Consider the following 24,804-nt stretch of genomic DNA (forward strand, 5'->3'; position numbering starts at 1 on the left):
AAAATTTTGGCTAAGGTACGCAGAATTAAGAAAGGGAACGGAAATTTTTCCGCCTCACTACTCGTTTTTATCCAGTATTGTTCTCTTTCTAATTTTTTCAATGCTCGTTACTATAAAACACAACAGACCAAAAAATATTCCCGATGATGCCAATTGAGATTTTGATAGATTTCCGGATAACTAAAAAAAAGGGACAATCCGCCACAGCGAATCATCCCTTTCCCGTTAATTATAATTCTTCTTACTCCTTAATCACTTTGATAAGCGCATTTTGAGTTCCGGTTTCATAAATCACGAAATACATCCCGCTTTCTAGATTCGAAATATCAAACGAATTTGTTTGCTCTAAATCCAAAGTCATTAATTGTTGACCTTTCAAGTTTGTAAGTGTTACAATTCCTGTTGTCTGCCCTGAAATTGTAACCAATCCATTCGCTGGATTCGGATAAACGTTTAAACTAATAGTTTCTTGCTCTTCTAGTCCAACAGTAGAAAGTGTTGTGAAAGAAAGTGTTGTCCATGGAGAGAAATTTCCGTTTCCGCAATCGGTTCTAACGTGGAAATAGTGAATCGTTGAACCCGTTAAGCCAGATGCAGTAAATACAGCGTTTGCTGTTGCTGTTCCACTTGCAGTTGGTGCTGTTGCTGTTTGATTTAAGACATATTCAAACGTGTTTCCAGTTTGCGTGTTCCAGCTTAGGTCTGCAGCATGTCCTGTAATAGTTGATGCCGTCAATCCAGTTGGAGCAGCACATGGTCCAACCAATGTTGTGAAAGAAAAAGTTTCCCATGGAGAGAAGTTTCCGTTTCCACAATCCGTACGAACGTGGATGTAATAAGTTGTTTCAGAAGTCAACCCTGCTGCGTTGTAACTCGTATCTGAAGTTGTAGTTCCAGAACCCATTGGAGAAGTCGCATTTTCATCAACTACAAATTCAAAATCATTCATTCCTTGTGGATTCCATGACAAAACAGATGAGTTGTGCGTTGTATTTGAAGCTGTCAATCCAGTTGGCGCAATACATGGTTCAACGAGTGTGGTGAACGAATAAGTAGTCCAGTCAGAAGTGTTTCCTTGAATGCAGTTCGCACGAACATGTAGATAATACATAGTAGAAGGATTTAAACTTGTAGCTTCATAACTTGTGTCTGAAGTTACTGTTCCCGAACCAGTTGGAGCCGTTGCTGTTTGATTAAAGACGTATTCAAAATCATTCGTTCCTTGTGGATTCCACGACAGAACAGATGAGTTATGTGTTGTATTTGCATCAACCAATCCAGTTGGTGCCGTACATGGTTCAATCAACGTTGTGAAAGAAATCGTTTCCCACGGAGAGAAATTTGTTCCACTACAATCCGTGCGAATGTGCAGGTAATAAGTTGTAAGCGGATTTAGTGATGTTGCATGGTGACTCGTTCCAGTTGTTGGTGTTCCTAAAATGATTGGATCTGCATTAATTTGGTCAACGACATATTCAAACGTATTACTTCCTTGAGTATCCCAAGATAAATCAGAAGAGTTGTGAGTTGTATTTGCGGCAGTTAATCCTGTTGGTGAAATGCATGGTGTAACCAGAGTTATAAAAGAGATTGTTTCCCAATCAGATGTATTTCCCTGAACACAGTTTGTGCGAACGTGTAAGTAATAAGTTGTCAATGGAGTTAATGAAGTTGCATTGTAAGTTGTTCCATTCGTTGAAGTTCCTGCTGTTGCTGGATCTGTATTGATTTGGTCAACCACATATTCGAAAGTGCTGCTTCCTTGTGCGTTCCACGATAAATCAGAAGAGTTGTGCGTTGTATTTGCAGCTGTCAATCCAGTTGGCGCAATACATGGTTCAATTAACGTTGTGAAAGAAATTGTTTCCCAATCAGATGTATTTCCCTGAACGCAGTTTGTGCGAACATGTAAGTAATAAGTGGTTAATGGAGTTAATGCAGTTGCATCGTAAGTTGTTCCAGTCGTTGAAGTTCCCGCTGTTGCTGGATCTGTCAATGTTTGGTCAACCACATATTCGAAAGTGCTGCTTCCTTGTGCATCCCACGATAAATCAGAAGAGTTGTGCGTTGTATTTGCAGCTGTCAATCCAGTTGGCGCAATACATGGTTCAATTAACGTTGTGAAAGAAATCGTTTCCCAACCAGATGTATTTCCCTGAACGCAGTTTGTGCGAACATGTAAGTAATAAGTGGTTAATGGAGTTAATGCAGTTGCATTGTAAGTTGTTCCAGTCGTTGAAGTTCCCGCTGTTGCTGGATCTGTATTGATTTGGTCAACCACATATTCGAAAGTACTGCTTCCTTGTGCATCCCACGATAAATCAGAAGAGTTGTGCGCTGTATTTGCAGCTGTCAATCCTGTTGGTGCAATGCATGGTTCAATTAACGTTGTGAAAGAAATCGTTTCCCAATCAGATGTATTTCCCTGAACGCAGTTTGTGCGAACATGTAAGTAATACGTCGTTAATGGAGTTAATGCAGTTGCATTGTAAGTTGTTCCAGTCGTTGAAGTTCCCGCCGTTGCTGGATCTGTATTGATTTGGTCAACCACATATTCGAAAGTGCTGCTTCCTTGCGCATTCCACGATAAATCAGAAGAGTTGTGCGTTGTATTTGCAGCTGTCAATCCAGTTGGCGCAATACATGGTTCGATTAAAGTCGTAAATGAAATCGTTTCCCATGCAGAAAAATTACCTCCTCCACAATTTGTACGGACATGTAAATAATAAGTCGTCAATGGATTCAATGATGTTGCATTATAAGTTGTTCCTGTTGTTGCTGTTCCTGAACCTGTTGGGTTTGTTGCCGTTTGATCAACTACGTATTCAAATCCATTGCTTCCTTGTGCATTCCATGATAAATCAGAAGAATTGGTTGTTGTATTACTGGCAGTTAATCCGGTTGGAGAAAGACAAGCAGGTGTCGTAAAGTTGACGTATGTCCAGTTGGAGAAATTTCCACTCCCACAATTTTGACGCAAGTGAAAAAAGTAGGTAGTAGAAGGAGTTAATGATGATGTGCTGAAAGATATTCCGTTAATTGCCGTTCCAGCTCCCGTTGGAGAGGTTGCTGTTTGACTCAATACATATTGGAAGTTGTTGGAACCATCAGCATCCCAATTGAAATCTGAAGTTGTTGCCGTTACGTTGTTTTCAGCAAGATTGGTTGGGATATCGCATACGGCAAGTACTGATTTTACTTTAATGTTATTCAAACCGATCATAGGAGAAGCACCTGATCCTGTTCCACGGTCTGATGTGAATCGAAGTGTGAACGTAGCATTGTTAGCTACATTCAGGCCTGTTAAAGTAACCGTTTTATTTGCAGGTGAAGCGGGAGTATTCGTTGCTGTATATGTCCAGTTCAATGCTGATACATTTCCAAGACTTGAAGTTGCTGTCCAAGTTGGAATTCGTGAATCGGAAGCAATACTAAAAGCCTGATAGCTAATTACAACCTCAGTGATTGTGCTTCCTGTTGTGTTTTGAAAAGTACCTTCTATCCAACAACTTGTAGCACTTCCGCTCGGTTTATATCCAAATCCACTATTTGAAACGGCATAGACTCCGCCAGTAATTGAGCTGGATGAATTACCTTGGTATGTAAGACTGGTAAGTCTTGTAAATCCAGTAGGAAGTGTTCCGTTCCAACCGTTCAAATTGGTGTTGAAATCTGTGTTGTGAGCGTTAATACTCACTTGTGAGAATCCTGTTTGCCAGAATCCCAAAGTAAGGATGAGAAGACAGGTTTTAATTGTTGTAAAAATGTTGTTTTTCATGTTTAGAATTTATTTGTTACTGATTGATTTTTAGCTCAAAGAGTTTGCAAGATGTTTTTTACTAAAGTTTAGTACAAAGTTAGGTTCGTGAGTTTCGAAGTGGATTAAGGACGTGTCAAATAAGCATTAAATTGACTGAATGTTTTTTACAGATAGTTAATCGATTTAGTATTTAAGAAAAAATAAGTTTTGAGTCCTTGTGTGAAAAATTAGTTCTAGGTGTTCAAATTTGGAATCTAAAACAGTCAAAAAACTACAGAACAAAGTCTTCTTGGTAACATAAGCTTATTTTAAGGCGAAATAGCCGCTCGAATGTTTCCTGTGTTTCGTTGGGTGATTTTTTTTATCTTCATCCACTGAAACTATTCACTTTCAAATGGAACGCGAGAAAATTATTTGCTTTATACAAGAAATTGGAATTCAGGTTGTGGAAACAGAGCTTCCAGATGATTGTTTTCTGCCTGGGTTGGCCATTGAAAAAAACACTATTCTACTGGATTCTGAGCGATTAAAATTTCCAGGAGACTTGTTGCATGAAGCTGGACATTTAGCAGTGACAGAGGCAGAACTGCGACCATTGATAGGAACCAACGAAATGGATCCCGAATGGCCGAGTGACGGCGATGAATTAGCCGCTATTCTTTGGTCTTATGCTGCATTGAAACACTTGGGGCTGGAACCTGAAGTGGTTTTTCATCCGGATGGCTACAAAAATGAATCCGAATGGCTCATTCAGCAATTTCAAAATGGAAATTACATCGGACTTCCTTTATTTAAATGGATGGGATTTTGTTCGAGTTCCGAAAAAGGCACAGAAAAGCCATATCCTCACATGCTAAAATGGTTGAGATGAGTATAAAACAAGTAACAAAATACCTGAAGTTTCCCATTCAGTTTGATGAGCAGCTGTTAGTTTCGGATCTCAAGCGTGCCATGGAGGGGGAATGGATTTCGCATTTCAATACAGGGGGTTATACTGGGAATTGGAAAGCTGTTTCGTTGTATGCGGCAAATGGAAACGAACAAAATATTTTTGCACATCTACAAGATTACACTTCTATTTCTGAAACACCCTTGATGAAAGAATGTGCTTATTTCAAAGAAGTACTTAATCAGTTTAAATGCGATATCCTTTCAGCTCGATTATTGAGGTTGGAGGTCGGTGCAGAAATAAAACCACATACTGATCATGAATTAGGTTATGAAGACGGGCAGTTTCGTTTGCATATTCCAATTGTAACCAATCCAGAAATTGAATTCATTCTGGATGGAGAAAGACTGACCATGCTTCCTGGAGAATGTTGGTACACCAATGTGAATTTTGTTCATTCGGTAGCGAATCGAGGAACAATTGACCGGGTTCATTTGGTGATTGATGGCGTTCGAAATGCCTGGACAGACGAACTTTTTTTCTCACTTGCTCCAGAATCAAGTTTTGAAACCGATCGGGAAGAAAAACTTTCGGACGAAACCATTATCCGTATGTTGGAAGAGTTGAGAAGCAATCCGTTGATGGCAAACCACCCGATAGTAGAAGAATTGGAAAGGAAGTTGAAAAGCTGGAGTTGAAAAATCCTAAAATTCATAAAAAAATCATTTGCTTTTGTAACTGAACTATATTTGCTCACTTTATGTGGAATAAACACGAACATGGCAGAGAATTCAATAGATACAAAACAAAAGAAAGAACCAGATTCAGAATCGGATCAAATGTCTGAAGTATTGTGGTGGTTTTCCACAGCGATAAAAGAACTGATTGAAGTTTGTACGGTTGATCGAAACAGGTATAAAATCTTAGGGTCTGCAATGCTTTTCACGTGGTTGTATGCAACTTTAGCATGGGGGTATTTTTGGAGTACAAACTCGGATTCTCCGTTTCTATTTGTTTCTCTTGGAATTTTTATGGGGGGCTTTGTCCTTTCTATTGATCGGGTTTTGGTTTCTTCCATCAATAAGAAAAGAACCAATATTGTGGCGATTGCACTTCGGGTAGTGATGGCTCTGTGCATAGGTGCATTTTTGGCTCAGCCTATCATTTTATTCATTTTTAGTTCCGATATTGATCGTGAAGTTCCGATTTTACTAGATAAAAAACTGGCCGAAAAGAAAATCGAGGTGGAACAAGTTTACCAATCTCGAAAAGATGAATTGCTAGCGAATAAAAAGAAGTTGGATGATGAATTGAAAGAGAAAAGTGAACTAGCAATTGAAAAACAAAATGATTACCTGAAAGAAATCGATGGAACGGGTGGTTCTGGGAAATTCGGTATTGCAGGAATTGCGAAAGCCAAGCAGAACGGTTACATGATCGCCAAAGACAATCTGGATAAAATGCAAAAGGATTCTAAAACCGAATTGGAAAAGATTACCAAGGAATTGGATGAAATCAATGCTAAAGTAACTAAGAGTGTTTCCGATTTCGAAAAGACATTGGATGGAAAAGGTTTTTTGATCAAAAAAGAAGCCCTTCAATCCTTGTTTGATAAAGACAAAACGCATGGACTCCAAAATCAGTATTATTTATTGATGGTAATCCTGACTTTATTTGAGTTGATTCCGATTATCAGCAAATTGTTCATGTCATCTGGAGCTTACGATACCAAAGTTGCTTTACGCGAAGATTTTGAAATGAAAGTTGCAACGCTGGAATCAGAAAAAGAGTTTAAAGAGAAAGAAAGAGAGTTGATTTAAGAAGAATTATCAGCGGTTAATTATTAATTATCAAGAGGATTTTTGTGTTCTACTCAACCCGTATTGATAATTCTGCCATTTATAATTGATAATTAATTTGATCTTGAAGTATCTTTGAGTTTTACAAATAGTCATATCATGAAACAATTCATTCTTTTTACACTCCTTTTTGCAGCAAGCAGCACCTTTTCGCAAGTTCTCGATTCGGTAGAATATTCCATTGACGGACAAAAATTTACTGCGTTTTATGCAAAACCAACTAAAATTACCAAGAAAACAAAAACAATTCTCATTGTTCACGAATGGTGGGGATTAAACGATTATCCCAAATCACGAGCGCTTCAAATTGCCCGAGAAGGAAATATTGGTTTTTGCATCGATATGTATGGAAAAGGTAAAATTGCTGCGAACCCAAAAGATGCACAAGCTTTAGCAACACCATTTTACAAAGATTCCGATTTTTCATTCAATCGTTTCATGGCGGGATACAATCAATCGTTGAAAATTGAAGGCGTTGATTCATCTAAAATTGTGGCGATTGGATATTGTTTCGGAGGTTCTGTAGTTTTGAATGCAGCTAAAATGGGCGCGCCAATTGACGGTGTTGCTAGCTTTCATGGTGGATTGGCAGGGATTCCAGTGGACAAATCCAAGTTAAAAGCTGCCGTTCTTGTTTGCAACGGAGCTGCCGATTCATTTGTTCCAGTAGAAGAAATCAACGAATTTAAAAAGCAAATGACGGAAGCTGGTGCAGACCTGACTTTTATCGATTATCCAGAAGCAACACATGCATTTACGAATCCGAATGCAACTGCAACTGGAAAGAAATTCTCCATGCCGATTTCGTACAATGCCGCTGCTGACAAACAAAGCTGGATTGATTTCAATCAGTTTATGAAGACGAAGGTTAAATAAGAGAGACTTAAGACATTAGATAAAAGACGATAGACTTGAATTCCCCAAAAAGATCAAGTCTTTTGTCTTTTATCTTATAGACCTAACATCCAAAATGGATTTTTAGTCGTATCTGAAGGATGAAATTGACAAAAATTATTCTTGGATCCATTCTGATTTCCTCGTTTTCCGGTTGTATAACTTCCAAAGAAAGCTTGTCTTATATTGCTTTGGGTGATTCTTACACAATTGGTGAAAGTGTTGAAACAAGTTTGAACTTTCCGTATCAATTAGTGGATTCGTTGAGTTTGAAAGGGAAAAATTTTGCTAGTCCGGTAATAATTGCTCGAACTGGATGGAGGACGGATCAATTGATGGATGCTATTAATTCCTCTTCACTTCAAAAGGAATACGATTTGGTAACTTTGCTCATTGGTGTAAATAACGAATTCCAAGGAAAATCAATCAATCAGTATGAAAACGATTTTACGATGCTATGTAAGAAGGCATTGGAGTTGACCAGAAATAAAAAACAGAACCTCTACATTCTCTCTATTCCTGATTATGGATTCACACCCTATGGAAAGACTACGATGAATCAAATTTCAGAACGGATTAATGTCTTTAATGCTTCCAATAAGCGGATTTCTGATTCTTTGGGATTGAATTACGTGGAGATAACGGACATTTCTCGAAAAGGACTAGAACAACCTGATTTAGTAGCCGATGATGGATTGCATCCAAGTGCGAAGATGTATGCGCTTTGGGTGAGAGAGATTTTGAAAAAGGTGAAGGTTAAATAAGATCGTAAAGGACACAATACTAAAGACCAAAGACAACAGACTTGATCTTTTTTGTGAATTCAAGTCTTTTGTCTAATGTCTTTTGTCTAAAGTCTTATCTTTGCTTCTATTAAAATCATGAATAATGTCAGAAATACCAGCAAATAATCCCGCTTTAAAATCATGGATTGAAGTTCCTTCGAATTCAGATTTCCCCATTCAAAACATTCCTTTTGGAGTTGTTCAAAGTGAAGATTTAGCACCTCACGTTGCATCGAGAATTGGAAATAAAGTGGTTGATTTGAAAACACTTCACGTGTTGGGGTATATGGAGAATTTGCCGTTCGAACTTTCAGATTTCGATACAGATTCATTGAATCCAATGATGAAAAAAGGAAAGAAGGCGGTTCGTGACTTAAGAAATCGTTTGTCCAAATTATTCGATGTAAATCAACCTGATTTGCAGCAAAATGAACAGCATGTGGCTCAGGTTCTCATTCCATTGGAGCATGTGAAAATGTGTATGCCCGTTCAGATTGGCGATTACACAGATTTTTATTCGAGTAGGGAACATGCTACCAATATCGGAATGATGTTGCGTGATCCAGCAAATGCCTTAATGCCGAATTGGTTGTGGTTGCCAGTCGGTTATCATGGAAGGTCGAGTTCGATTATTATTTCTGGTGAACCAGTAAGACGACCGAAAGGCCAAATTAAACCAAATCCAGAAGAACCACCAATTTACGCTCCGTGTAGGAGTCTCGATTTCGAATTGGAAACGGCCTTTATCACTTTTGATGGAAAACCGTTGGGAGAGTCTATTTCAACGACAGAAGCAGAGGATTATATTTTTGGGATGGCTTTGTTCAATGATTGGTCTGCCCGCGATATTCAAGCTTGGGAGTACGTGCCACTTGGACCTTTTTTGGCGAAGAACTTCGCTTCATCACTTTCTCCTTGGATTGTTACTTTGGATGCATTACAACCTTTTAAATTAGAAGGTCCAATTCAAGATCCAGCGGTTTTGTCTTATTTGAAATACGAAGGACAATTGTCATACGATATTCAATTGGAAGCATATATTGAACCTGAAAATGGACAGGAGACAAAAGTTTGTACGTCGAATTTCAAGTATATGTATTGGAACATGGCCCAGCAATTGGCACATCATACAGTGAATGGTTGTAACGTTCGATGTGGAGATTTGATGGGTTCTGGAACTATTTCAGGTCCGACACCTGATTCATTTGGTTCAATGATGGAATTGACTTGGAAAGGGACAAAACCAATTCATTTGAAAGACGGAAGTGAAAGAAAATTCATTCAAGATGGAGACAATGTAATCATGCGAGGATTTTCTTCAAAAGATGGGGTTCGAATCGGTTTTGGAGAAGTTTCTGGAAAGATTTTGCCTGCTTTTGATTAAAAAAAGAAATTCTAATTAATGCAAAATAGAAGTAGTCGCATCATTTTGGTGCGACTTTTTTTGGTTCTTACATATTAAAAAATCCACCAAAAGGTTGATTTTTCAGCTTGGATTAAGTGCTAGTTTTGTTTAAAATTAAATCTTGATTCATGAAAATTTTTACTAGAATTTTAGTTGTTATTGTTGTCTCGTTTGTTGGTTTGGCTTCTTGCTCTAAAGTGAAAAGAGTTGAAAATCAATTGACTAAAAAAGAGGGTAAATGGGATGTTAAATCGGTAGACTATAAATATTACCTTGACGGTTCGGTTGAAGAATCGGATAATTATCCTGCAACCGGAACTATGGAGTTTAAAAAGAACGGATCGTTTTTCCTGAATATTTTTTTGGGTGTTGTTCCTCTTACTTCCTCGGGAACTTGGACAAATACGGAAGATCAAATTACCTTAATTGCAAATGGGCAGCCAAGTGTTCTGAAGATTACTGATGGTCCCAAAAAAGGTAAATTGGTTTTGGTAGAAACATACTCTTATCCTGATTCGAACGAAAAGGAAACGTATACATATCACATGGAACAGTGATTCAGTTCTCACGCTATTTAAGAAAAGCTACTCTCACAAGGAGTGGCTTTTTTTGTAGTTCACTTTTGAATGTTAACACTTCCTAAAACCAATTGAAAACACAGGCTATTTCCTCTTATTTTTGTATCTTAAAAGATTGATTTCCCAGTTTTATGGAAGCGCAGATAGATTTAGAAAAAGAACGATTAGAAATTTTAAGTGCATTTAAAGGACTTTTAAAAGCGACTAAAAATAGAACGCGTCAGGATACAGCCTACATTCGAAAAGCATTTGATGTTGCAGTGGAGGCACACAAAGACATGCGTAGAAAATCGGGTGAACCTTATATTTATCATCCAATTGCTGTTGCCCGCATTTGTGTGGAAGAAATGGGGTTGGGGGCTACTTCCATTGCCTGTGCATTGTTACATGATACCGTTGAAGACACGCACATTACCTTGCAAGATGTAGAGGATTTATTTGGTGAAAAAGCGCGAAGAATCATTGATGGCTTGACCAAAATCCCAGATGTTTTTGATCAAAACACATCCATACAAGCGGAAAATTTCCGTAAAATGATTCTGACCATTTCGGATGATTTACGTGTGGTGCTCATCAAACTTGCTGATCGTTTGCATAATATGCGGACTTTGGAAAGTATGAGTCACGATAAGCAAATAAAAATTGCTTCGGAAACCAAATTTTTGTATGCGCCATTAGCACATCGTTTAGGTCTTTATTCCATTAAAACAGAGTTGGAAGACTTGGCAATGAAGTATACGGAGGCTGCTATTTATCAAGATATTCAGCTTAAATTAAAGTCTACAGAAGATGTTCGAAATAGATTTATCCGTCGTTTTGTAAATCCAATTCGTGAGGCATTGAATAAAGAAGGATATCATTTTGATATGAAGGCTCGTACGAAATCCATTTCTTCGATTTGGCGTAAAATGCAAAGCAAGGATTTGCCTTTTGAAGAAGTATTTGATTTGTTTGCGGTTCGAATTATTCTAGATACTCCGATAGAACTGGAAAAAGCAGATTGTTGGAGGGTTTATTCGATTGTTACTGATTTTTATCAACCTAGTCCAGACCGGTTGAGAGATTGGATTTCCACGCCTCGTGCGAATGGATATGAATCATTACATACAACTGTGATGTCTCCACAAGGAAAGTGGGTCGAAGTTCAAATCCGCACCAAACGAATGGATGAAATCGCAGAGAAAGGGTTAGCTGCGCATTATCGCTACAAGGAAAATCAAAAGGACGACAATAAATTTGACCGATGGATTTCAGAAATTCGTGATTTGTTGGAGAATCCAGATGTGAACGCGATGGATTTCGTGGAGGAGTTTAAGATGAATTTATTCCACGAGGAGATTTATGTATTTACGCCAAAAGGAGATTTACGTGTTCTTCCTGTTGGAGCTACAATTCTTGACTTTGCTTATGATATTCACAGTGATATTGGGAATAAGTGTATCGGTGCGAAGGTGAATAACCGATTGGTTCCATTGAGTTATCAATTGCAAAATGGAGATCAGCTAGAAATTATCACTTCGTCCAAACAAAAACCTTCGGAAGATTGGTTGAGGTTGGCTGGCACGGCTCGAGCACGTCAAAAAATTAAATCTGCTTTAAACGATGAACGAAGAGAGATTGCAGCAGACGGGAAAGAGATTCTTGAACGGAAATTTAAGCAGCTTCACATTCAATTTAAGTCAGAAAATATTACTGTTTTAGAGCGTTTTTATGGGTTTTCTTCTGCAACGGATTTATATATCCGTATTGCTAAAGGGAAACTGGACTTGTCGAAGTTGAGAGAATTGGAGAATGTAAATGGATTACTTCAGTTAGAGAAGAAAACAACGGTACATAAGGATAAGCACGAGTTGGATGTTTATCCGAAAATCAATAAGAAGGACGATACGATTATTATTGGAGAAGATTTCAAAAATATCCAATATCAAATGGCTCGTTGCTGTAATCCAATTCCTGGGGATCCGATTTTTGGGTTTATTACTATTTCGGAGGGAATCAAAATTCACCGGATCAATTGCCCGAATGCGGAACATTTACAATCTAAAATGGCTTATCGCTGTATCAAGTCGCGCTGGAGAAGTCAGGATTTAGTGGCGCGTGTAGCAGCTATTCGTTTGATTGGAATTGATGATGTAGGAATCGTGAATAAAATTACGGAAGTGATCTCGAAGGAGCTCAATGTAAATATGAAGTCGATTTCATTTGAAGCCAACGATGGATTATTTGAAGGGAGAATTCATGTATTGGTATACGATACAGAGCATTTGGATACCTTGATGCGGAAGTTTGAGCAGGTTGAAGGAGTGAAACGAGTAGAGCGCTATGACACAACGGAGGATTAGATGGATTCAAAAATTTCAGGATTGGCTCAATAAAGCCTATAATCCGTCTCAACTTTTCTGATTATTACCTAAAATACATATTGACATGTATCTATTTGCTCAGTGGTGGCAAGGGTTTTTACGTGAATTGTTAGATTTTTTCAACTTATCAGTAGTATCGTTCATCAGTTTGTAATTGTTTCCAGCATAGAAAACTTCTAAATTAAGGATGATTCATCCACTAGAAAGACGCATAGACATCCATCTATTTGCTCACTAGTGGTACGGGTTTTCTCAGTGGATTTGGCTCTAATGAAACAATAAAATTGGAATGGCTTTTCCAATTCGTGTTAAAAATCCTAATAACTCGTTGAAAACTTCTTTTTGTGACTGGTTTTGTCGATGCTCTAAAAGAAAAAAATGACTATTTTTGCCTTTTCAACTTTGTCAGATGCAACAACAAGATCTGCAGTTAACAGTCAGAAACATTTTTTCAGCATATTTGGAGCAAAATGGGCACCGGAAAACTCCCGAGCGCTTTGCAATTTTGGCTGAAATCTATAATTATACTGGACACTTTGATATCGAATCTTTGTATATCAAAATGAAGAATCAAAATTACCGTGTTTCGAGAGCAACTTTATACAATACAATTGAATTGTTATTGGCTTGTAACTTGGTGCGAAAACATCAGTTCGGTAAAAATTTGGCGCAGTTTGAAAAATCTCACGGTTCCAAACAACACGATCATGTTATCCTGACAGATACGGGAGAAGTGATTGAGTTTTGTGATCCTCGCGTACAAAGTATCAAAGCTACAATCGAAGAAATCTTCGGGGTAAATATCCAACATCATTCACTTTATTTCTACGGCGTTAGAAACGAAGAGAATGAAAAAAAGAACTAATGAGCGCTCAGTTTGACATAACGAGGTCGTCGAATTTTGTATTGGTCAAAGTTTCAGGGAGAATTATCTCTGACGAAGGCTTGGCAGAAGCGTTGATTCAAGTTGATAAAGCTTTGTCGAGTGAATTGAAAGCCGTTTTGTGCGATTGCTCTGCATTGGAATATTGCAACAGCACTGGGTTGAACTTCTTTGTTCGTGTCTTGACAAGATCCCGAAAAATTGGATTAGACTGTGTGTTGGTGAATTTACAGCCAGCAGTCAAGAAATTGATTGAAATATCCAAGTTAAACGAAATTTTTAGCTGCTTCAATTCTACAGATGAGGTTGAAGCGAAATTTAATAAAATCACATGAAAGTAGATGTTCTTTTAGGATTACAATGGGGAGATGAAGGAAAAGGGAAAATTGTTGATGTCCTAACTCCACAATATGATATTATTGCTCGTTTTCAGGGTGGACCAAATGCTGGCCATACCTTAGAGTTTGAGGGTGTAAAACATGTTTTGCATACAATTCCTTCTGGAATTTTTCATTCAAATGTGATTAATTTGATTGGTAACGGAGTGGTTATTGACCCTGTAGTTTTTCAAAAAGAACTGGAAAAATTGGCTCCGTTCAAAATTGATGTTGCAAAACGCTTAGTTGTTTCTCGAAAAGCACACTTGATTTTGCCTACGCATAAATTATTGGACGCAGCGTCTGAAGCTTCAAAAGGAAAAAATAAAATTGGAAGTACGTTAAAAGGTATTGGACCAACTTACATGGATAAGACGGGAAGAAACGGATTGCGTGTAGGAGATATTTTCTTGCCTTCTTTTAAAGAGAAATATCAAGCTTTGGTAGAGAAACATTTGAATATGTTGAAGCATTACGAAGGTTTTGAATACAACTTGGCTGAATTGGAAGGTCCATGGATGGAAGGAATTGAGGTTCTAAGAGGTTTGCCTGCTGTTGATAGCGAGCATTACTTGAATGATGCATTGAAAGCTGGTAAGAAAATTTTAGCGGAAGGTGCTCAAGGAACAATGCTAGATATCGATTTTGGAACTTATCCATTTGTAACTTCATCCAATACGGTAACTGCTGGAACTTGTACTGGACTTGGAATTGCGCCTTCTAAAATTGGAGATGTGATTGGTATTTTCAAAGCATATTGTACACGTGTTGGGTCAGGACCATTTCCTACAGAATTGGAAGACGAAGTTGGCGAAAAAATTCGTCAAGAAGGACGTGAGTTTGGTTCAACAACTGGAAGACCACGTCGTTGTGGTTGGATAGACATTCCTGCTATGAAATATGCGATTATGATTAATGGCGTTACTGAATTAGCAATGATGAAAGCAGATGTTTTGGATACATTTGACACAATTCGAGCGTGTACCAAATACAAAGTAGATGGTGTTGAACAAGATTACATGCCTTACGACATTGATGGGGTAACCATTGAGCCAGTTTTCGAAGATATTCCAGGATGGAACACAGATTTAACAAAGTTGACGTCTTATGAAGATGCTCCAGCGGCGTTAAAATCATATGTGGATTATTTGGAACAACATTTGCAAGTGCCTGTAACAACAGTTTCTGTAGGACCAGATCGTACGCAAACATTGACAACGAAATAATTTGAAAATAAAGAGAATAGATCATTTGAAAATTGCGCTTATTTTGAGCGCAATTTTTGTGTGTGCTCAAATTTCTTACGGTCAAAGCTCATGGCTGGAATTATTGCCTGGAGCTAAAAAGCTTTCCTACGACGAAAAAACGGGTAAACAACGATTGACTGGATTCGTCAATTTCAAATACCAAGGAAATGTCATGTTTTGCGATTCTGCGCATTACAAAGAGCGAACAAATGAGGTTTGGGCTTATGGAAAGGTTCAAATCAATAAAGCGGATACGCTAAACCTATTTTGTGATTCCATGTATTACAATGGGAAAACGAGGTTGGCAAAATTGTGGGGACATGTTCGAATTCGTGATAGAGAGTATAAACTAACCACCGATTCATTGGATTATGATGCCAAAAGTTCGAAAGCAATTTACCGAAACAAAGGCCGCATTGAGAATATTACAACCAATGAAGTTTTAACCAGCGTTTTCGGTTATTTCTACCCAAATACAGAGGAAAGTTTTTTTAAAGGAAATGTTGTTTATAAAAGTGATGAGCTCAAATTGACGACAGATACTCTACATTACAATTACTTGGTTCACAAAGTGTTTTTCTACGGACCAACGGTTGGAACAACCAAAGATTCGAAGTTCTATTGTGACAAAGGTTGGTATCATGTGCAGAAAGAAGAAGGTTTCTTGACCAATCATGCAAAGATTGAACAAGCTCCAAGAATCATTACTGGAGATAGTTTGTTTTACGCCCCCAAACGTAAATTTGCAGAAGGAAGAGGAAATGTACAAATGTTGGACACGGCTCAAAAAGTACAATTCAACGCTGGATTTTTCACCTCTGATGGAAATACTTTGAAAGATGTGTTAACCGATTTCCCATTGATTCGGATCATGAAATCAAAAGATACCATGTTCATTCGAGCAGATACTTTGGTTCATTTCAGAGATACCTTGGAAAAGACCCTGCGGATTCGAGGAGGGAAAGATGTGCGTATATTTCAAGAGAAAGTGCAAGGCGTTTCTGATTCGTTAGACTACAAAAAAGCCGATGGAATCATGGATTTATGGGGGAATGCACATTTTTGGAGCTATAATTCTGAATTGATAGGAGATACGATTCGCGTGTTTATAAAAAATGACACCTTGATTGAGAAAGCGCACCTATTTCCGCATGCTTTTGCCGCCAATGAGCTGGATTCCGGAAAATATTACAATCAGCTTGCTGGGAAAGAAATTTGGTCGTATTTCAAGAATAATGAATTGGTAAGGTCTGAAGTAATTGGCCAAGCAAAAACCATTTTCTACCCGGAAGATGAGCAAAAAACAGATACTGCAATTGTGGTGAAAAGAATGGGGTTGAATCGGATATTTTCATCCAGTTTGAATGTGTATTTAGACAGTGGTGAAGTAACGGGGATTTCCTACATCACCTTGCCTGATGGTAAGTTCTACCCAATGGATAAAATAAATCCAGATGAACAATTTCTGAAAGAGTTTATATGGAATCCATTTTTGCGCCCTAAAACGTGGCAAGAATTGCTGAAACCCAGAGTTCAACCAATCATCAAAGAAGAAGAAAAAACTCCTACTGGAAGGAATAAGTGATAAAATCTATAGATTCATTCCTTTAAGATTATGAGCTAACTAATTGTGGAAGCATACCAAATAGACAGTAATTAATTCTCCAATACGTTGAAAAAAGCTTACATAAAATATTATTCACATTTAATATTGATGACTAAACATGATTCAAAACTTCCTGAAATGTATGGGTTTGTTTCAGTTTTTATTCTTAGTTTTCACAACATTATGAACTTGATAACAGTATCTAATTTGATCATGTTAAACAAGTCTTTCTTCAGAAGGAATTTACCTGAAGCACTAGTGGACTTTGTTAAGAATTATAATATATGGATACTATTGATGTTTACTTCACTATTAATTTTGAATAACATATTATTATTTAATCAGGCGAAACATCTGGAAACAAAATACGATAAGCTTAAATCGAGTATTTACGTGTTTTCATACTTTATTTTCACATGGTTTAGTTGGATGTTTGTTGTTACTTTTGATTTATAGTAATCAGGATAAGACAGTATAGAAGTGAATCAAATTATCATATGTTTAGATTTATTCCTTGAGAATTTCGACTTTTCCTTAAAAAAATGAATATGACTAAAATGAATATTGCGGTTTTCTTTTCCATTATAGCACTTGTTTTCATGTCATGTGAAGGGAAATTAAAAAAGACTCCACTTATTGATGGTACATTTGAAACAAAAGTGAAATTAAACGATTCAATAATTTTGATAAATAGATATGATTCTAATGAAAAGTTGAATTCAAAAGATTATGAAAATCTAAACACAAAGATTCATAAGATTTTTTATTATGATGAATTTGGAGCACTAAAAGAATCTGCTATTGGATATCCAGATAAAACGAATACTAATTTTAGTTATGTGGATTGTAAATATTTCGATTCAAAAGGAAATTTAAAATCCCGGAAAATTCTAAATTCAGATTATACAGTGTTAGCTCATTATTATTGTGATTCCACATTAAATGTTTTTAGAAAAGTTTTCTATGGTGAATTAACTAAAAGAAAGATTTCAGAGATTTCTTGCACAGAAAACAAAATAATAGACTTAGAAAATACTGATTTTTTAAATGTTAATAGGAAAGGAAACCTCCTATATCTAAAACCAAGTTGGTTTAAAGGTATCCATAAAAGAGCTATGATTACAATCAATTCTTATGATGGAATAAATCGAAATTTTATAAGTGAAGTTGTAGTAGAAAACAAAAGGGATTTATGTGTTGATTTAAGGAAAATAGATACTTTTAAAGTGGTTTCAATTACTGTAAGTGTTGAGCATGGTTCAAAATTTGGAATGCCTTTATTAGTTCCAATTAGTATATTAATAGATGATTTCAATCATATTCCAGAAAACAACTTATTTCCAGTTATTGTTAAAGATGGTCAAATACGTTCTGGGAAGTACTTGCTTGAAGGTGGCAAAGCAACATGAAATTTGAATTAATTGAGTCTCACCCCTATTGAATCTTCACCAACTTCCCATTAGCATCTACTCGGTAATCAATAAACCCTTTTTCGGTTTCTTCAACGACTATTTTTTCGTCTGCTTTTACTTCAAAAAAGCGATATTCACTGAGTAATTTTCCTGTTTCATCCATCAATGCAAAAAGGTAATTGGAACTGGAATCGTCTTCTGAGTCAGATTTTTTTTGCACCGCGTATAATTGGTTTGTTCCTACGGAGAAAAGAGGAATCACTTGTTGAAACCCATTTCCCCCAATGAGCTTTCCGGTGAGATCCATAACTCCCATAAAGCGCTCTTCCAACGGTTCTGAATCAATTTCAGAATCCATACCTGTGATTAAAGTATCATACATAGAAAGTTCTTCCATTTTCTGTGCGATTTGCAATTTGGGAAGATTTCGTTCAATGTTTGCACGAAGACTTTCATTTGCTTCAAAAACAAATTGGTTGTTACCCACAGCTTCAATGCTTCTAAAAATGAATGGAAATAGAATCTTTCCAGTTTGATCTACGAGACTCGTTTGGTTGTGGAAGAAAACTTGTGCATATCCAAAATGAAATTCATCAGCAGAAGTGAATTTTTGCTCAATTTCGAAATTTCCTTTTCGATCGATGAAACCAATGAGATTCGATTTACTGGCCGCAGCAAAACCTTCCGAAAAAGGAGCTGCAAAGGTAAATTCATGGTCAATGATTACATTGTTTTTTTTGCTGATATAACCGTATTTGCCATTCAATTTAGTAAGAAAAAGCGATTCTGTTGGAGCGAACATTTCATCGTATTCAAAAGGAATGATGATTCTTCCCAAGGTGTCAACTAGCCCAAATTTTTTATCCAAATTTTGAGACCCAATGATTAAGCCATCTTCTAATGACAATAAGCTGTTGTATTGACAAGGAAGTACCATTTTGAATTGATGATCGTAATATCCTAAGGAATAGGAGCGTTCAAAACCATTCGATTTATTGATTTTGAAGACAAACAATCCCAAATCATTTTCAATAATGCGACTGTAAACAAAAGGAACTTTGATTTCTCCCTTTCTAGATGTTACACCATATTGTCCGGCAGCATTTTTTGAAATGGTATATGCTCCGCCGTAAATTTCTTTGTTATCAATCTCTTCCTCAAATTGAGCGGCAGAAAACAACGATAAAAAAGAAGTGATTGCTATAACTACAAGCCGGATCAATGTTCGATTTCTCCTTTCTCGGATAAAATAATCGCGATTCCACGCGTAGATTCAAATTTGGAAAACACAATCACCATAATTACCGTGATTGGAACACTGAGAAACATTCCTGGTAATCCCCAAATGAATCCCCAAAAACCGAGTGAAAGAATGACAACTAGCGGGCTCACATTCATCGTATTTCCCATTATTTTTGGTTCTACGATGTTCCCAGCAATGAATTGTACAGAACCAAGACTGAAAAGAATAATAAGCGATTCACTGTAAGATCCAAATTGTACAATTGCAAACAAGGCGGGTAAAAAGGAACTGATGAGAACTCCGAAGAATGGGATAAAACTAAACATGAAAATGAGCAATGCCCAGAAAAATGGTGCGTTTAATCCCATTAAAGTAAGAAGGGAATAAGCAATCACAGAAGAAACCAATGCAATCAATGATTTAATTCCCAAGTAATCGGTAATGGCTTTCTCAATGCGGCGAATAACCAGTATTCGTTCGTCATACATAACTGGATTGGGGAATAAAGCTTTTACCTTGAATTTGAATGATGATTCTTCCAAAATGATGAAAAGCATGTAAATCAATACAATGACAACATTTGAAATGATTGTCTGCAATGACATAAGTACAGATGAAAAGTATTTTGTTATCAGGTCATTGGAGTTGAAGCTTTTGGTGATGTCTTCTATTTTATAAGAGGATAAACTATCGAAATCTTTTAAAATTGAGGTTAAATTGGTGTTGTAAACATCGTAATACTTAATGAGTTCTTGAATATTACGCTCGAAAATCAAACCAATTACCCAAACCAAGGAAAAAAGAATTCCGGTACTCAGAAGTGTTTTCAATGCTTTTGGAAACCACCTGTCTTTAAGCCCAATGACATAAAATAAGGATCGAACTTTGCGCATCAAAAGCCACAAAATCACTCCGAAAATGAGTGGAATAATCAAGCTTCTTCCCAAATAAAGAATCACCACAAGTAGCGCTAGAATAATCAAGGCATGACTTGTCGTTTGAATTTTTGCTATTCTTTTGGGAGTGTTTTCCATATTTCTCTCGAAATTAAGAAAAAGCACATGCTAATTTTTAATTTATGCTAAAAAAATCGAATAATAAGCATGTTCTAAATACGACATTGCCTTCAGGTATCTATTTGGTGAAAGTTTCTGGTTTAGATTCCAAACCTGTTCGCTTGGTTGTAAACTGAAAAACGGCACTTAAAAAAGCGCCGTTTCGTTTTATTGATTTTGGTTAGACCAATTTACTTCAACAACTCAATCACACCAGCTGCACCTTGTCCTGTTCCCACACACATGGTAACGACTCCGTACTTTTGCTTTCTTCTGCGCAATTCGTTAATCATTTGAACTGTTAGTTTTGCTCCAGTACATCCAAGCGGGTGCCCCAAGGCAATTGCTCCACCATTTACGTTCACGATATCAGGGTTTAAGCCAACTTCGCGAATAACTGCCAATGATTGAGATGCAAATGCTTCATTCAACTCAAATAAGTGGATGTCGTTCAAGCTCATTCCAGCTTGTTTCAATGCTTTCGGAATCGCATCTACTGGCCCAATTCCCATGATTCGAGGTTCTACACCAACAACTGCGTAACTAACCAAGCGCGCAATTGGTTCAATGTTCAACTCTTTTACCATTTTCTCAGACATGACCATCACAAAAGCAGCTCCGTCTGAAGTTTGAGAAGAGTTACCAGCTGTTACACTGCCTTGCGCATCAAAAACGGGACGTAATTTACCAAGTCCTTCAAGCGTTGAAACGCGTGGGCCTTCATCCGTGTCGACATTGTATTTTTTGACTTGTCTTTTTTCGTTTTCATCTAAGAAGATATTTTCCACTTCAATCGGAACAATGTCTTCTTTGAATTTGCCTTCAGCGATTGCTTTCAATGCTTTTTCATGCGATTTTAACGAAAAGATATCCTGATCTTCTCTGCTTACATTGAATTGCGTTGCCACAGCTTCTGCCGTTAATCCCATTCCCCAATACCAAGTTGGGTTTTCTTTCGCAACACTTGGATTCGGAACAATTCTCCAACCTCCCATTGCCATAACTGACATGGATTCAACGCCACCCGCAATAATGCAATCAGCCATTCCAGCTTCAATTTTTGCTTGCGCCAATGCAATGGTTTCCAAGCCAGATGAACAGTAACGATTTACCGTCATTCCTGGAACTTTGTCGGTTTTCAATCCCATTAAGGAAATCAAACGACCAACGTTCAATCCTTGTTCTGCTTCTGGGGTTGCATTCCCAACGATTACGTCGTCGATGCGTGTTTTTTCTACTTGCGGAACGCTGGCAACTAAGTGTTCAATCACACGGGCTGCTAAATCATCTGGACGGAAGAATCGAAATCCTCCTTTTCCTGCTTTTCCTACTGCTGAGCGGAATCCCGCTACGATATATGCTTTGTTTGACATGTTTTTAATTTTTATTTGAGATTCAAATTCCTCCCTTGAGGGAGGATTCAGGAGGGTGGCCATCCCCCTCTGTCCCCCTTTGAAGGGGGAAGCCGTTTTAATTCCTCAAAATCTTCCCCGATTTCACCAAACTCTCCAAGCGCTCCAAGGTCTTACGCTGTTGACACAATTCCACGAATGCTTTTCGTTCGAGATCCAATAAGTACTGTTCAGAAACAACCGTGTTTTCGCTTAAATCGCCGCCACAAAGAACCCAGCCAAGCTTTTCTGAAATGACTTGATCGTGTTCCGACATGTAGTGTCCAGATTTCATAGAGTTTGCACCAACGTAGATGATTCCAAGTCCTTCCTGACCAAGAACTGTAATGTTCTTTTCTCTTTTCGGAGCAATGTATCCTTTGTCTGCTAATTCCAATGTGGCTGCTTTTGCTCTTGTTAATTGATATTCGCGCGAAACAACCACTTCGTCTGTTCCAGGTCGTAAATAGCCTAAATCGAATGCTTCGTATGCGGAAGTAGAAACTTTCGCTTGTCCGATAGAAAGGAAACGTTCACGTAATCTATTAATTTTGATATCACCATCTTTCAATTCTTCTGAGAATCGTTTTGCGAATTCTTTGGAACCTCCTCCACCAGGAATCAATCCAACGCCAAATTCAACTAAGCCCATATAAAGCTCCGCATGAGCTACAACTTTATCCGAATGCATGGATAGTTCACAGCCACCACCCAAAGCCATATTATGCGGAGCTACAATTACTGGGATATTTGAATAACGAACGCGCATCATCGTATCTTGGAATGCTTTCACGGCGAAGTTTAATTCGTCGTAATCTTGTTCTGCAGCCATCATGAAAATCATTCCCACATTTGCACCAGCAGAGAAGTTTCCACCTGTATTGGAAATTACCAATCCTTTGTATTCTTTTTCCGCTAAATCAATGGATTTATTGATTCCTTCAATCACTCCACCGCCGATTGTATTCATTTTCGTGTGGAATTCAAGGTTTAGGATTCCATCTCCTAAGTCTACCAAAGTAGCATCAGAATTACCCCAAATTTTGTTCGTTTCACGTAATGCATCTAGAATCACCAAATGTTCTGTTCCTGGAATAATTTGATACGTTTTTGAAACGATATCGTAGTAGTATTTTTTACCACCTTCGGATTTGTAGAACGACTTATTTCCTGTAGCAACAAGTTCTTTCACCCATTCTGCAACAACAAATCCTTCACTTTCCGCCAATTCAATTCCTTTTTGAACCCCAATCATGTCCCAGTTTTCGAATGGCCCATAGGTCCAAGCGTAACCAGAACGGATGGCATCATCAATACTGAAAAGTACGTCTGAAATTTCAGGTACTCGTTGAGAAATATATGCAAATAAAGAAGCGTAATGTTTTCTCAATAAATCTCCTGCTTTAGATTTGTCTGACAATAACATCCCTAAGCGGGTTTTTAAATCTGGAGCTTGTTTTGCCATTTCCAATACAGGGAATTTAGCTTTCTCTAGCGGACGGTATTTCAATGTTTCTAAGTCAAGCGCAAATCGATTGACATTACCCGAAGCATCTTTTTCCTTATAGTAGAATCCTTTTTTGGTTTTGTCACCCAAGAATTTATTTTCAATGAGGAAGTTTAAGACTTTCGACTCTTTTAAATCCTTTACCATTTGGTCATTTGGTAAATTGGCCTGTAAACCTTTGGTAACGTTATATGCAGTATCCAAGCCAACCAAATCGCCTAGCTTAAATGTTCCCGTTTTAGGTCGTTCCAAAATTGCACCTGTTAATGAGTCTGCTTCTTCGATGCTTAAACCAAGGTCTTGTGCTAATTCCATCACTTTTGCCATCGAATAAACCCCAATACGGTTTCCAATGAATCCAGGAGTATCTTTACACAGTACAGTTTTCTTTCCTAAAATTTTAGAGCCGAAAGTCATGTAGAAGTCAATAATCTCAGGAGAAGTTTCTTTGGTAGGAATGACTTCCAATAAAGGCAAGTATCTTGGCGGATTGAAGAAGTGGGTTCCCGCAAAATGCTTTTTGAAATCGTCAGATCTTCCGTCCAACATCAAGTGAATTGGAATACCAGATGTATTGGTAGAAATCAATGTGCCAGGCTTGCGGAATTTCTCTACTGTTGCGAAGACTTGTTGTTTGATGTCAAGTCGCTCAATAACTACCTCGATAATCCAATCAACATCGGCAATTTTTGCCATATCGTCTTCAAAGTTTCCCGTTTGAATTCTTGAGGCGAAAGACTTTTTGTAAATCGGTGAAGGATTTGAGGCTAATGCAAATTGCAAAGCTTCATTTACAATACGATTTCTTACAGCCTTGCTTTCAAGTGTAAGTCCTTTTGCTTTTTCAGCTTCATTGGGCTCTTTTGGAAGAATGTCGAGGAGTAAAACCTCGCATCCAACATTGGCAAAATGACAAGCGATTCGAGATCCCATTACACCTGATCCCAGAATTGCTACTTTTTTAATGTGTCTGTTCATATTACTTTATTCTTTATGCAAATTCTTTGAAAATTTCCAAAGTGGATTGCGTTTATTTTTTGGTTATTCTTCCGAGTTTATAAAATCATCTTCATCGATGATAGCTTGAATTTGATCAATAACAGATTCAAAAATGTCGATGTGTTCTTTTGGAATTCGTTCGATGACTTTATTATTGAATTCAAAAACAACATCGCGTGCAATGTAGCGTGCTTTCAATCCTTCTTCTGTAAGGAAAATGCGAACGATTCGTTTATCCAATTTATCCTCTTCTCTGCGAATGAATCCATTTTCTTCCATGGTTTTTAATGTCCTAGAAAGACTGGTTGGCTCCATTCCCATTCGTGGACCTAACTGAGTGCTTGGAGTTCCTTCCCGATCAATGTGGAGAAGGATAAAACCAACAGACATGCTAATTCCATAGCTGTTTGCTCGTTGGTTGTACATGCGCGACATTTTGTGCCATGTTAATCGGACATCTAAGTCGATGAGGTATTGGGGCTTATTTTGCATACTGTGAACTTATCACGAATATACAAAACAATATTATGTGTGCATAATATTTTAACTAT

At 37.5% G+C, this 24,804-nt stretch carries 19 protein-coding genes; 13 read left to right on the plus strand and 6 right to left on the minus strand.

All coding sequences use genetic code 11. The annotated features are described in order from the left end of the window. Positions 1-241: 241 nt before the first annotated feature. Complete coding sequence (locus FLUTA_RS12180; protein WP_013687184.1) at positions 242-3,778, minus strand: fibronectin type III domain-containing protein; 3,537 nt, start codon at positions 3,776-3,778, stop codon at positions 242-244. A 376-nt stretch (positions 3,779-4,154) separates the two neighbouring features. On the opposite strand from FLUTA_RS12180, the gene FLUTA_RS12185 reads away from it, so the two are divergent. The 13 genes from FLUTA_RS12185 to FLUTA_RS12250 all read left to right on the plus strand — a co-directional run bounded on the left by FLUTA_RS12185 (position 4,155) and on the right by FLUTA_RS12250 (position 18,055). Continuing rightward, the gene (locus FLUTA_RS12185; protein WP_013687185.1) at positions 4,155-4,631 is read left to right on the plus strand and encodes a hypothetical protein; all 477 of its coding nucleotides are present in this window, start codon (positions 4,155-4,157) and stop codon (positions 4,629-4,631) included. Next, positions 4,628-5,347, plus strand: a complete 720-nt coding sequence (locus FLUTA_RS12190; protein WP_013687186.1) for an aspartyl/asparaginyl beta-hydroxylase domain-containing protein — start codon at positions 4,628-4,630, stop codon at positions 5,345-5,347. The genes FLUTA_RS12185 and FLUTA_RS12190 overlap by 4 nt, the downstream gene beginning before the upstream one ends. An 81-nt stretch (positions 5,348-5,428) precedes the next feature. Further along, the gene (locus FLUTA_RS12195) at positions 5,429-6,469 is read left to right on the plus strand and encodes a DUF4407 domain-containing protein (RefSeq protein WP_013687187.1); all 1,041 of its coding nucleotides are present in this window, start codon (positions 5,429-5,431) and stop codon (positions 6,467-6,469) included. Between the two features lie 138 nt (positions 6,470-6,607). Next, complete coding sequence (locus tag FLUTA_RS12200) at positions 6,608-7,384, plus strand: dienelactone hydrolase family protein (protein ID WP_013687188.1); 777 nt, start codon at positions 6,608-6,610, stop codon at positions 7,382-7,384. A 119-nt stretch (positions 7,385-7,503) separates the two neighbouring features. After that, the gene (locus FLUTA_RS12205) at positions 7,504-8,166 is read left to right on the plus strand and encodes an SGNH/GDSL hydrolase family protein (RefSeq protein ID WP_013687189.1); all 663 of its coding nucleotides are present in this window, start codon (positions 7,504-7,506) and stop codon (positions 8,164-8,166) included. A gap of 124 nt (positions 8,167-8,290) precedes the next feature. Beyond that, positions 8,291-9,571 (plus strand): fumarylacetoacetase, encoded by a 1,281-nt coding sequence (gene fahA / locus FLUTA_RS12210; protein WP_013687190.1) that lies wholly within the window; start codon positions 8,291-8,293, stop codon positions 9,569-9,571. A gap of 149 nt (positions 9,572-9,720) precedes the next feature. Beyond that, positions 9,721-10,149: a hypothetical protein gene (locus tag FLUTA_RS12215; RefSeq protein ID WP_013687191.1), complete on the plus strand. Its 429-nt coding sequence runs from the start codon at positions 9,721-9,723 to the stop codon at positions 10,147-10,149. 152 nt (positions 10,150-10,301) lie between these two features. Continuing rightward, the gene (locus FLUTA_RS12220; protein WP_013687192.1) at positions 10,302-12,512 is read left to right on the plus strand and encodes a RelA/SpoT family protein; all 2,211 of its coding nucleotides are present in this window, start codon (positions 10,302-10,304) and stop codon (positions 12,510-12,512) included. 430 nt (positions 12,513-12,942) lie between these two features. Beyond that, positions 12,943-13,398 (plus strand): Fur family transcriptional regulator, encoded by a 456-nt coding sequence (locus tag FLUTA_RS12225; RefSeq protein ID WP_013687193.1) that lies wholly within the window; start codon positions 12,943-12,945, stop codon positions 13,396-13,398. Continuing rightward, positions 13,398-13,751 (plus strand): STAS domain-containing protein, encoded by a 354-nt coding sequence (locus FLUTA_RS12230; RefSeq protein ID WP_013687194.1) that lies wholly within the window; start codon positions 13,398-13,400, stop codon positions 13,749-13,751. Before FLUTA_RS12225 ends, FLUTA_RS12230 begins: the two co-directional genes overlap by 1 nt. After that, entirely contained in the window at positions 13,748-15,019 is a 1,272-nt protein-coding gene (locus FLUTA_RS12235; protein WP_013687195.1) for an adenylosuccinate synthase, read from the plus strand. Before FLUTA_RS12230 ends, FLUTA_RS12235 begins: the two co-directional genes overlap by 4 nt. 43 nt (positions 15,020-15,062) lie before the next feature. Next, entirely contained in the window at positions 15,063-16,625 is a 1,563-nt protein-coding gene (locus FLUTA_RS12240; RefSeq protein ID WP_169312083.1) for an OstA-like protein, read from the plus strand. Between the two features lie 569 nt (positions 16,626-17,194). Beyond that, a complete protein-coding gene (locus FLUTA_RS12250; RefSeq protein ID WP_013687198.1) occupies positions 17,195-18,055 on the plus strand; it encodes a hypothetical protein in 861 nt (286 codons plus the stop codon). Positions 18,056-18,080: 25 nt separating this feature from the next. Here FLUTA_RS12250 and FLUTA_RS12255 read toward each other — a convergent pair whose 3' ends face one another. The 5 genes from FLUTA_RS12255 to FLUTA_RS12275 all read right to left on the minus strand — a co-directional run bounded on the left by FLUTA_RS12255 (position 18,081) and on the right by FLUTA_RS12275 (position 24,745). Beyond that, positions 18,081-19,280: a WG repeat-containing protein gene (locus FLUTA_RS12255; protein ID WP_013687199.1), complete on the minus strand. Its 1,200-nt coding sequence runs from the start codon at positions 19,278-19,280 to the stop codon at positions 18,081-18,083. Continuing rightward, positions 19,277-20,335, minus strand: a complete 1,059-nt coding sequence (locus FLUTA_RS12260) for an AI-2E family transporter (RefSeq protein ID WP_013687200.1) — start codon at positions 20,333-20,335, stop codon at positions 19,277-19,279. Before FLUTA_RS12260 ends, FLUTA_RS12255 begins: the two co-directional genes overlap by 4 nt. Before the next feature lie 212 nt (positions 20,336-20,547). Then, on the minus strand, positions 20,548-21,729 hold the full coding sequence (locus tag FLUTA_RS12265) for an acetyl-CoA C-acyltransferase (RefSeq protein ID WP_013687202.1): 1,182 nt from the start codon (positions 21,727-21,729) through the stop codon (positions 20,548-20,550). A 97-nt stretch (positions 21,730-21,826) separates the two neighbouring features. Continuing rightward, positions 21,827-24,232, minus strand: a complete 2,406-nt coding sequence (locus FLUTA_RS12270; RefSeq protein ID WP_013687203.1) for a 3-hydroxyacyl-CoA dehydrogenase/enoyl-CoA hydratase family protein — start codon at positions 24,230-24,232, stop codon at positions 21,827-21,829. Between the two features lie 63 nt (positions 24,233-24,295). Continuing rightward, positions 24,296-24,745, minus strand: a complete 450-nt coding sequence (locus tag FLUTA_RS12275; RefSeq protein WP_013687204.1) for a MarR family winged helix-turn-helix transcriptional regulator — start codon at positions 24,743-24,745, stop codon at positions 24,296-24,298. Positions 24,746-24,804 lie beyond the last annotated feature (59 nt).

Origin of the sequence: Fluviicola taffensis DSM 16823, assembly GCF_000194605.1 — a bacterium.
GTDB lineage: Bacteria > Bacteroidota > Bacteroidia > Flavobacteriales_D > Crocinitomicaceae > Fluviicola > Fluviicola taffensis.

Coding starts and splice junctions, on each gene's coding strand:
- FLUTA_RS12260 (WP_013687200.1), bottom strand. CDS start 20,335: ATGGAAAACACTCCCAAAAGAATAGCAAAAATTCAAACGACAAGTCAT.
- FLUTA_RS12250 (WP_013687198.1), top strand. CDS start 17,195: ATGACTAAAATGAATATTGCGGTTTTCTTTTCCATTATAGCACTTGTT.
- FLUTA_RS12265 (WP_013687202.1), bottom strand. CDS start 21,729: ATGTCAAACAAAGCATATATCGTAGCGGGATTCCGCTCAGCAGTAGGA.
- FLUTA_RS12270 (WP_013687203.1), bottom strand. CDS start 24,232: ATGAACAGACACATTAAAAAAGTAGCAATTCTGGGATCAGGTGTAATG.
- FLUTA_RS12185 (WP_013687185.1), top strand. CDS start 4,155: ATGGAACGCGAGAAAATTATTTGCTTTATACAAGAAATTGGAATTCAG.
- FLUTA_RS12225 (WP_013687193.1), top strand. CDS start 12,943: ATGCAACAACAAGATCTGCAGTTAACAGTCAGAAACATTTTTTCAGCA.
- FLUTA_RS12190 (WP_013687186.1), top strand. CDS start 4,628: ATGAGTATAAAACAAGTAACAAAATACCTGAAGTTTCCCATTCAGTTT.
- FLUTA_RS12180 (WP_013687184.1), bottom strand. CDS start 3,778: ATGAAAAACAACATTTTTACAACAATTAAAACCTGTCTTCTCATCCTT.
- FLUTA_RS12275 (WP_013687204.1), bottom strand. CDS start 24,745: ATGCAAAATAAGCCCCAATACCTCATCGACTTAGATGTCCGATTAACA.
- FLUTA_RS12215 (WP_013687191.1), top strand. CDS start 9,721: ATGAAAATTTTTACTAGAATTTTAGTTGTTATTGTTGTCTCGTTTGTT.
- FLUTA_RS12230 (WP_013687194.1), top strand. CDS start 13,398: ATGAGCGCTCAGTTTGACATAACGAGGTCGTCGAATTTTGTATTGGTC.
- FLUTA_RS12235 (WP_013687195.1), top strand. CDS start 13,748: ATGAAAGTAGATGTTCTTTTAGGATTACAATGGGGAGATGAAGGAAAA.
- FLUTA_RS12205 (WP_013687189.1), top strand. CDS start 7,504: ATGAAATTGACAAAAATTATTCTTGGATCCATTCTGATTTCCTCGTTT.
- fahA (WP_013687190.1), top strand. CDS start 8,291: ATGTCAGAAATACCAGCAAATAATCCCGCTTTAAAATCATGGATTGAA.
- FLUTA_RS12200 (WP_013687188.1), top strand. CDS start 6,608: ATGAAACAATTCATTCTTTTTACACTCCTTTTTGCAGCAAGCAGCACC.
- FLUTA_RS12220 (WP_013687192.1), top strand. CDS start 10,302: ATGGAAGCGCAGATAGATTTAGAAAAAGAACGATTAGAAATTTTAAGT.
- FLUTA_RS12195 (WP_013687187.1), top strand. CDS start 5,429: ATGGCAGAGAATTCAATAGATACAAAACAAAAGAAAGAACCAGATTCA.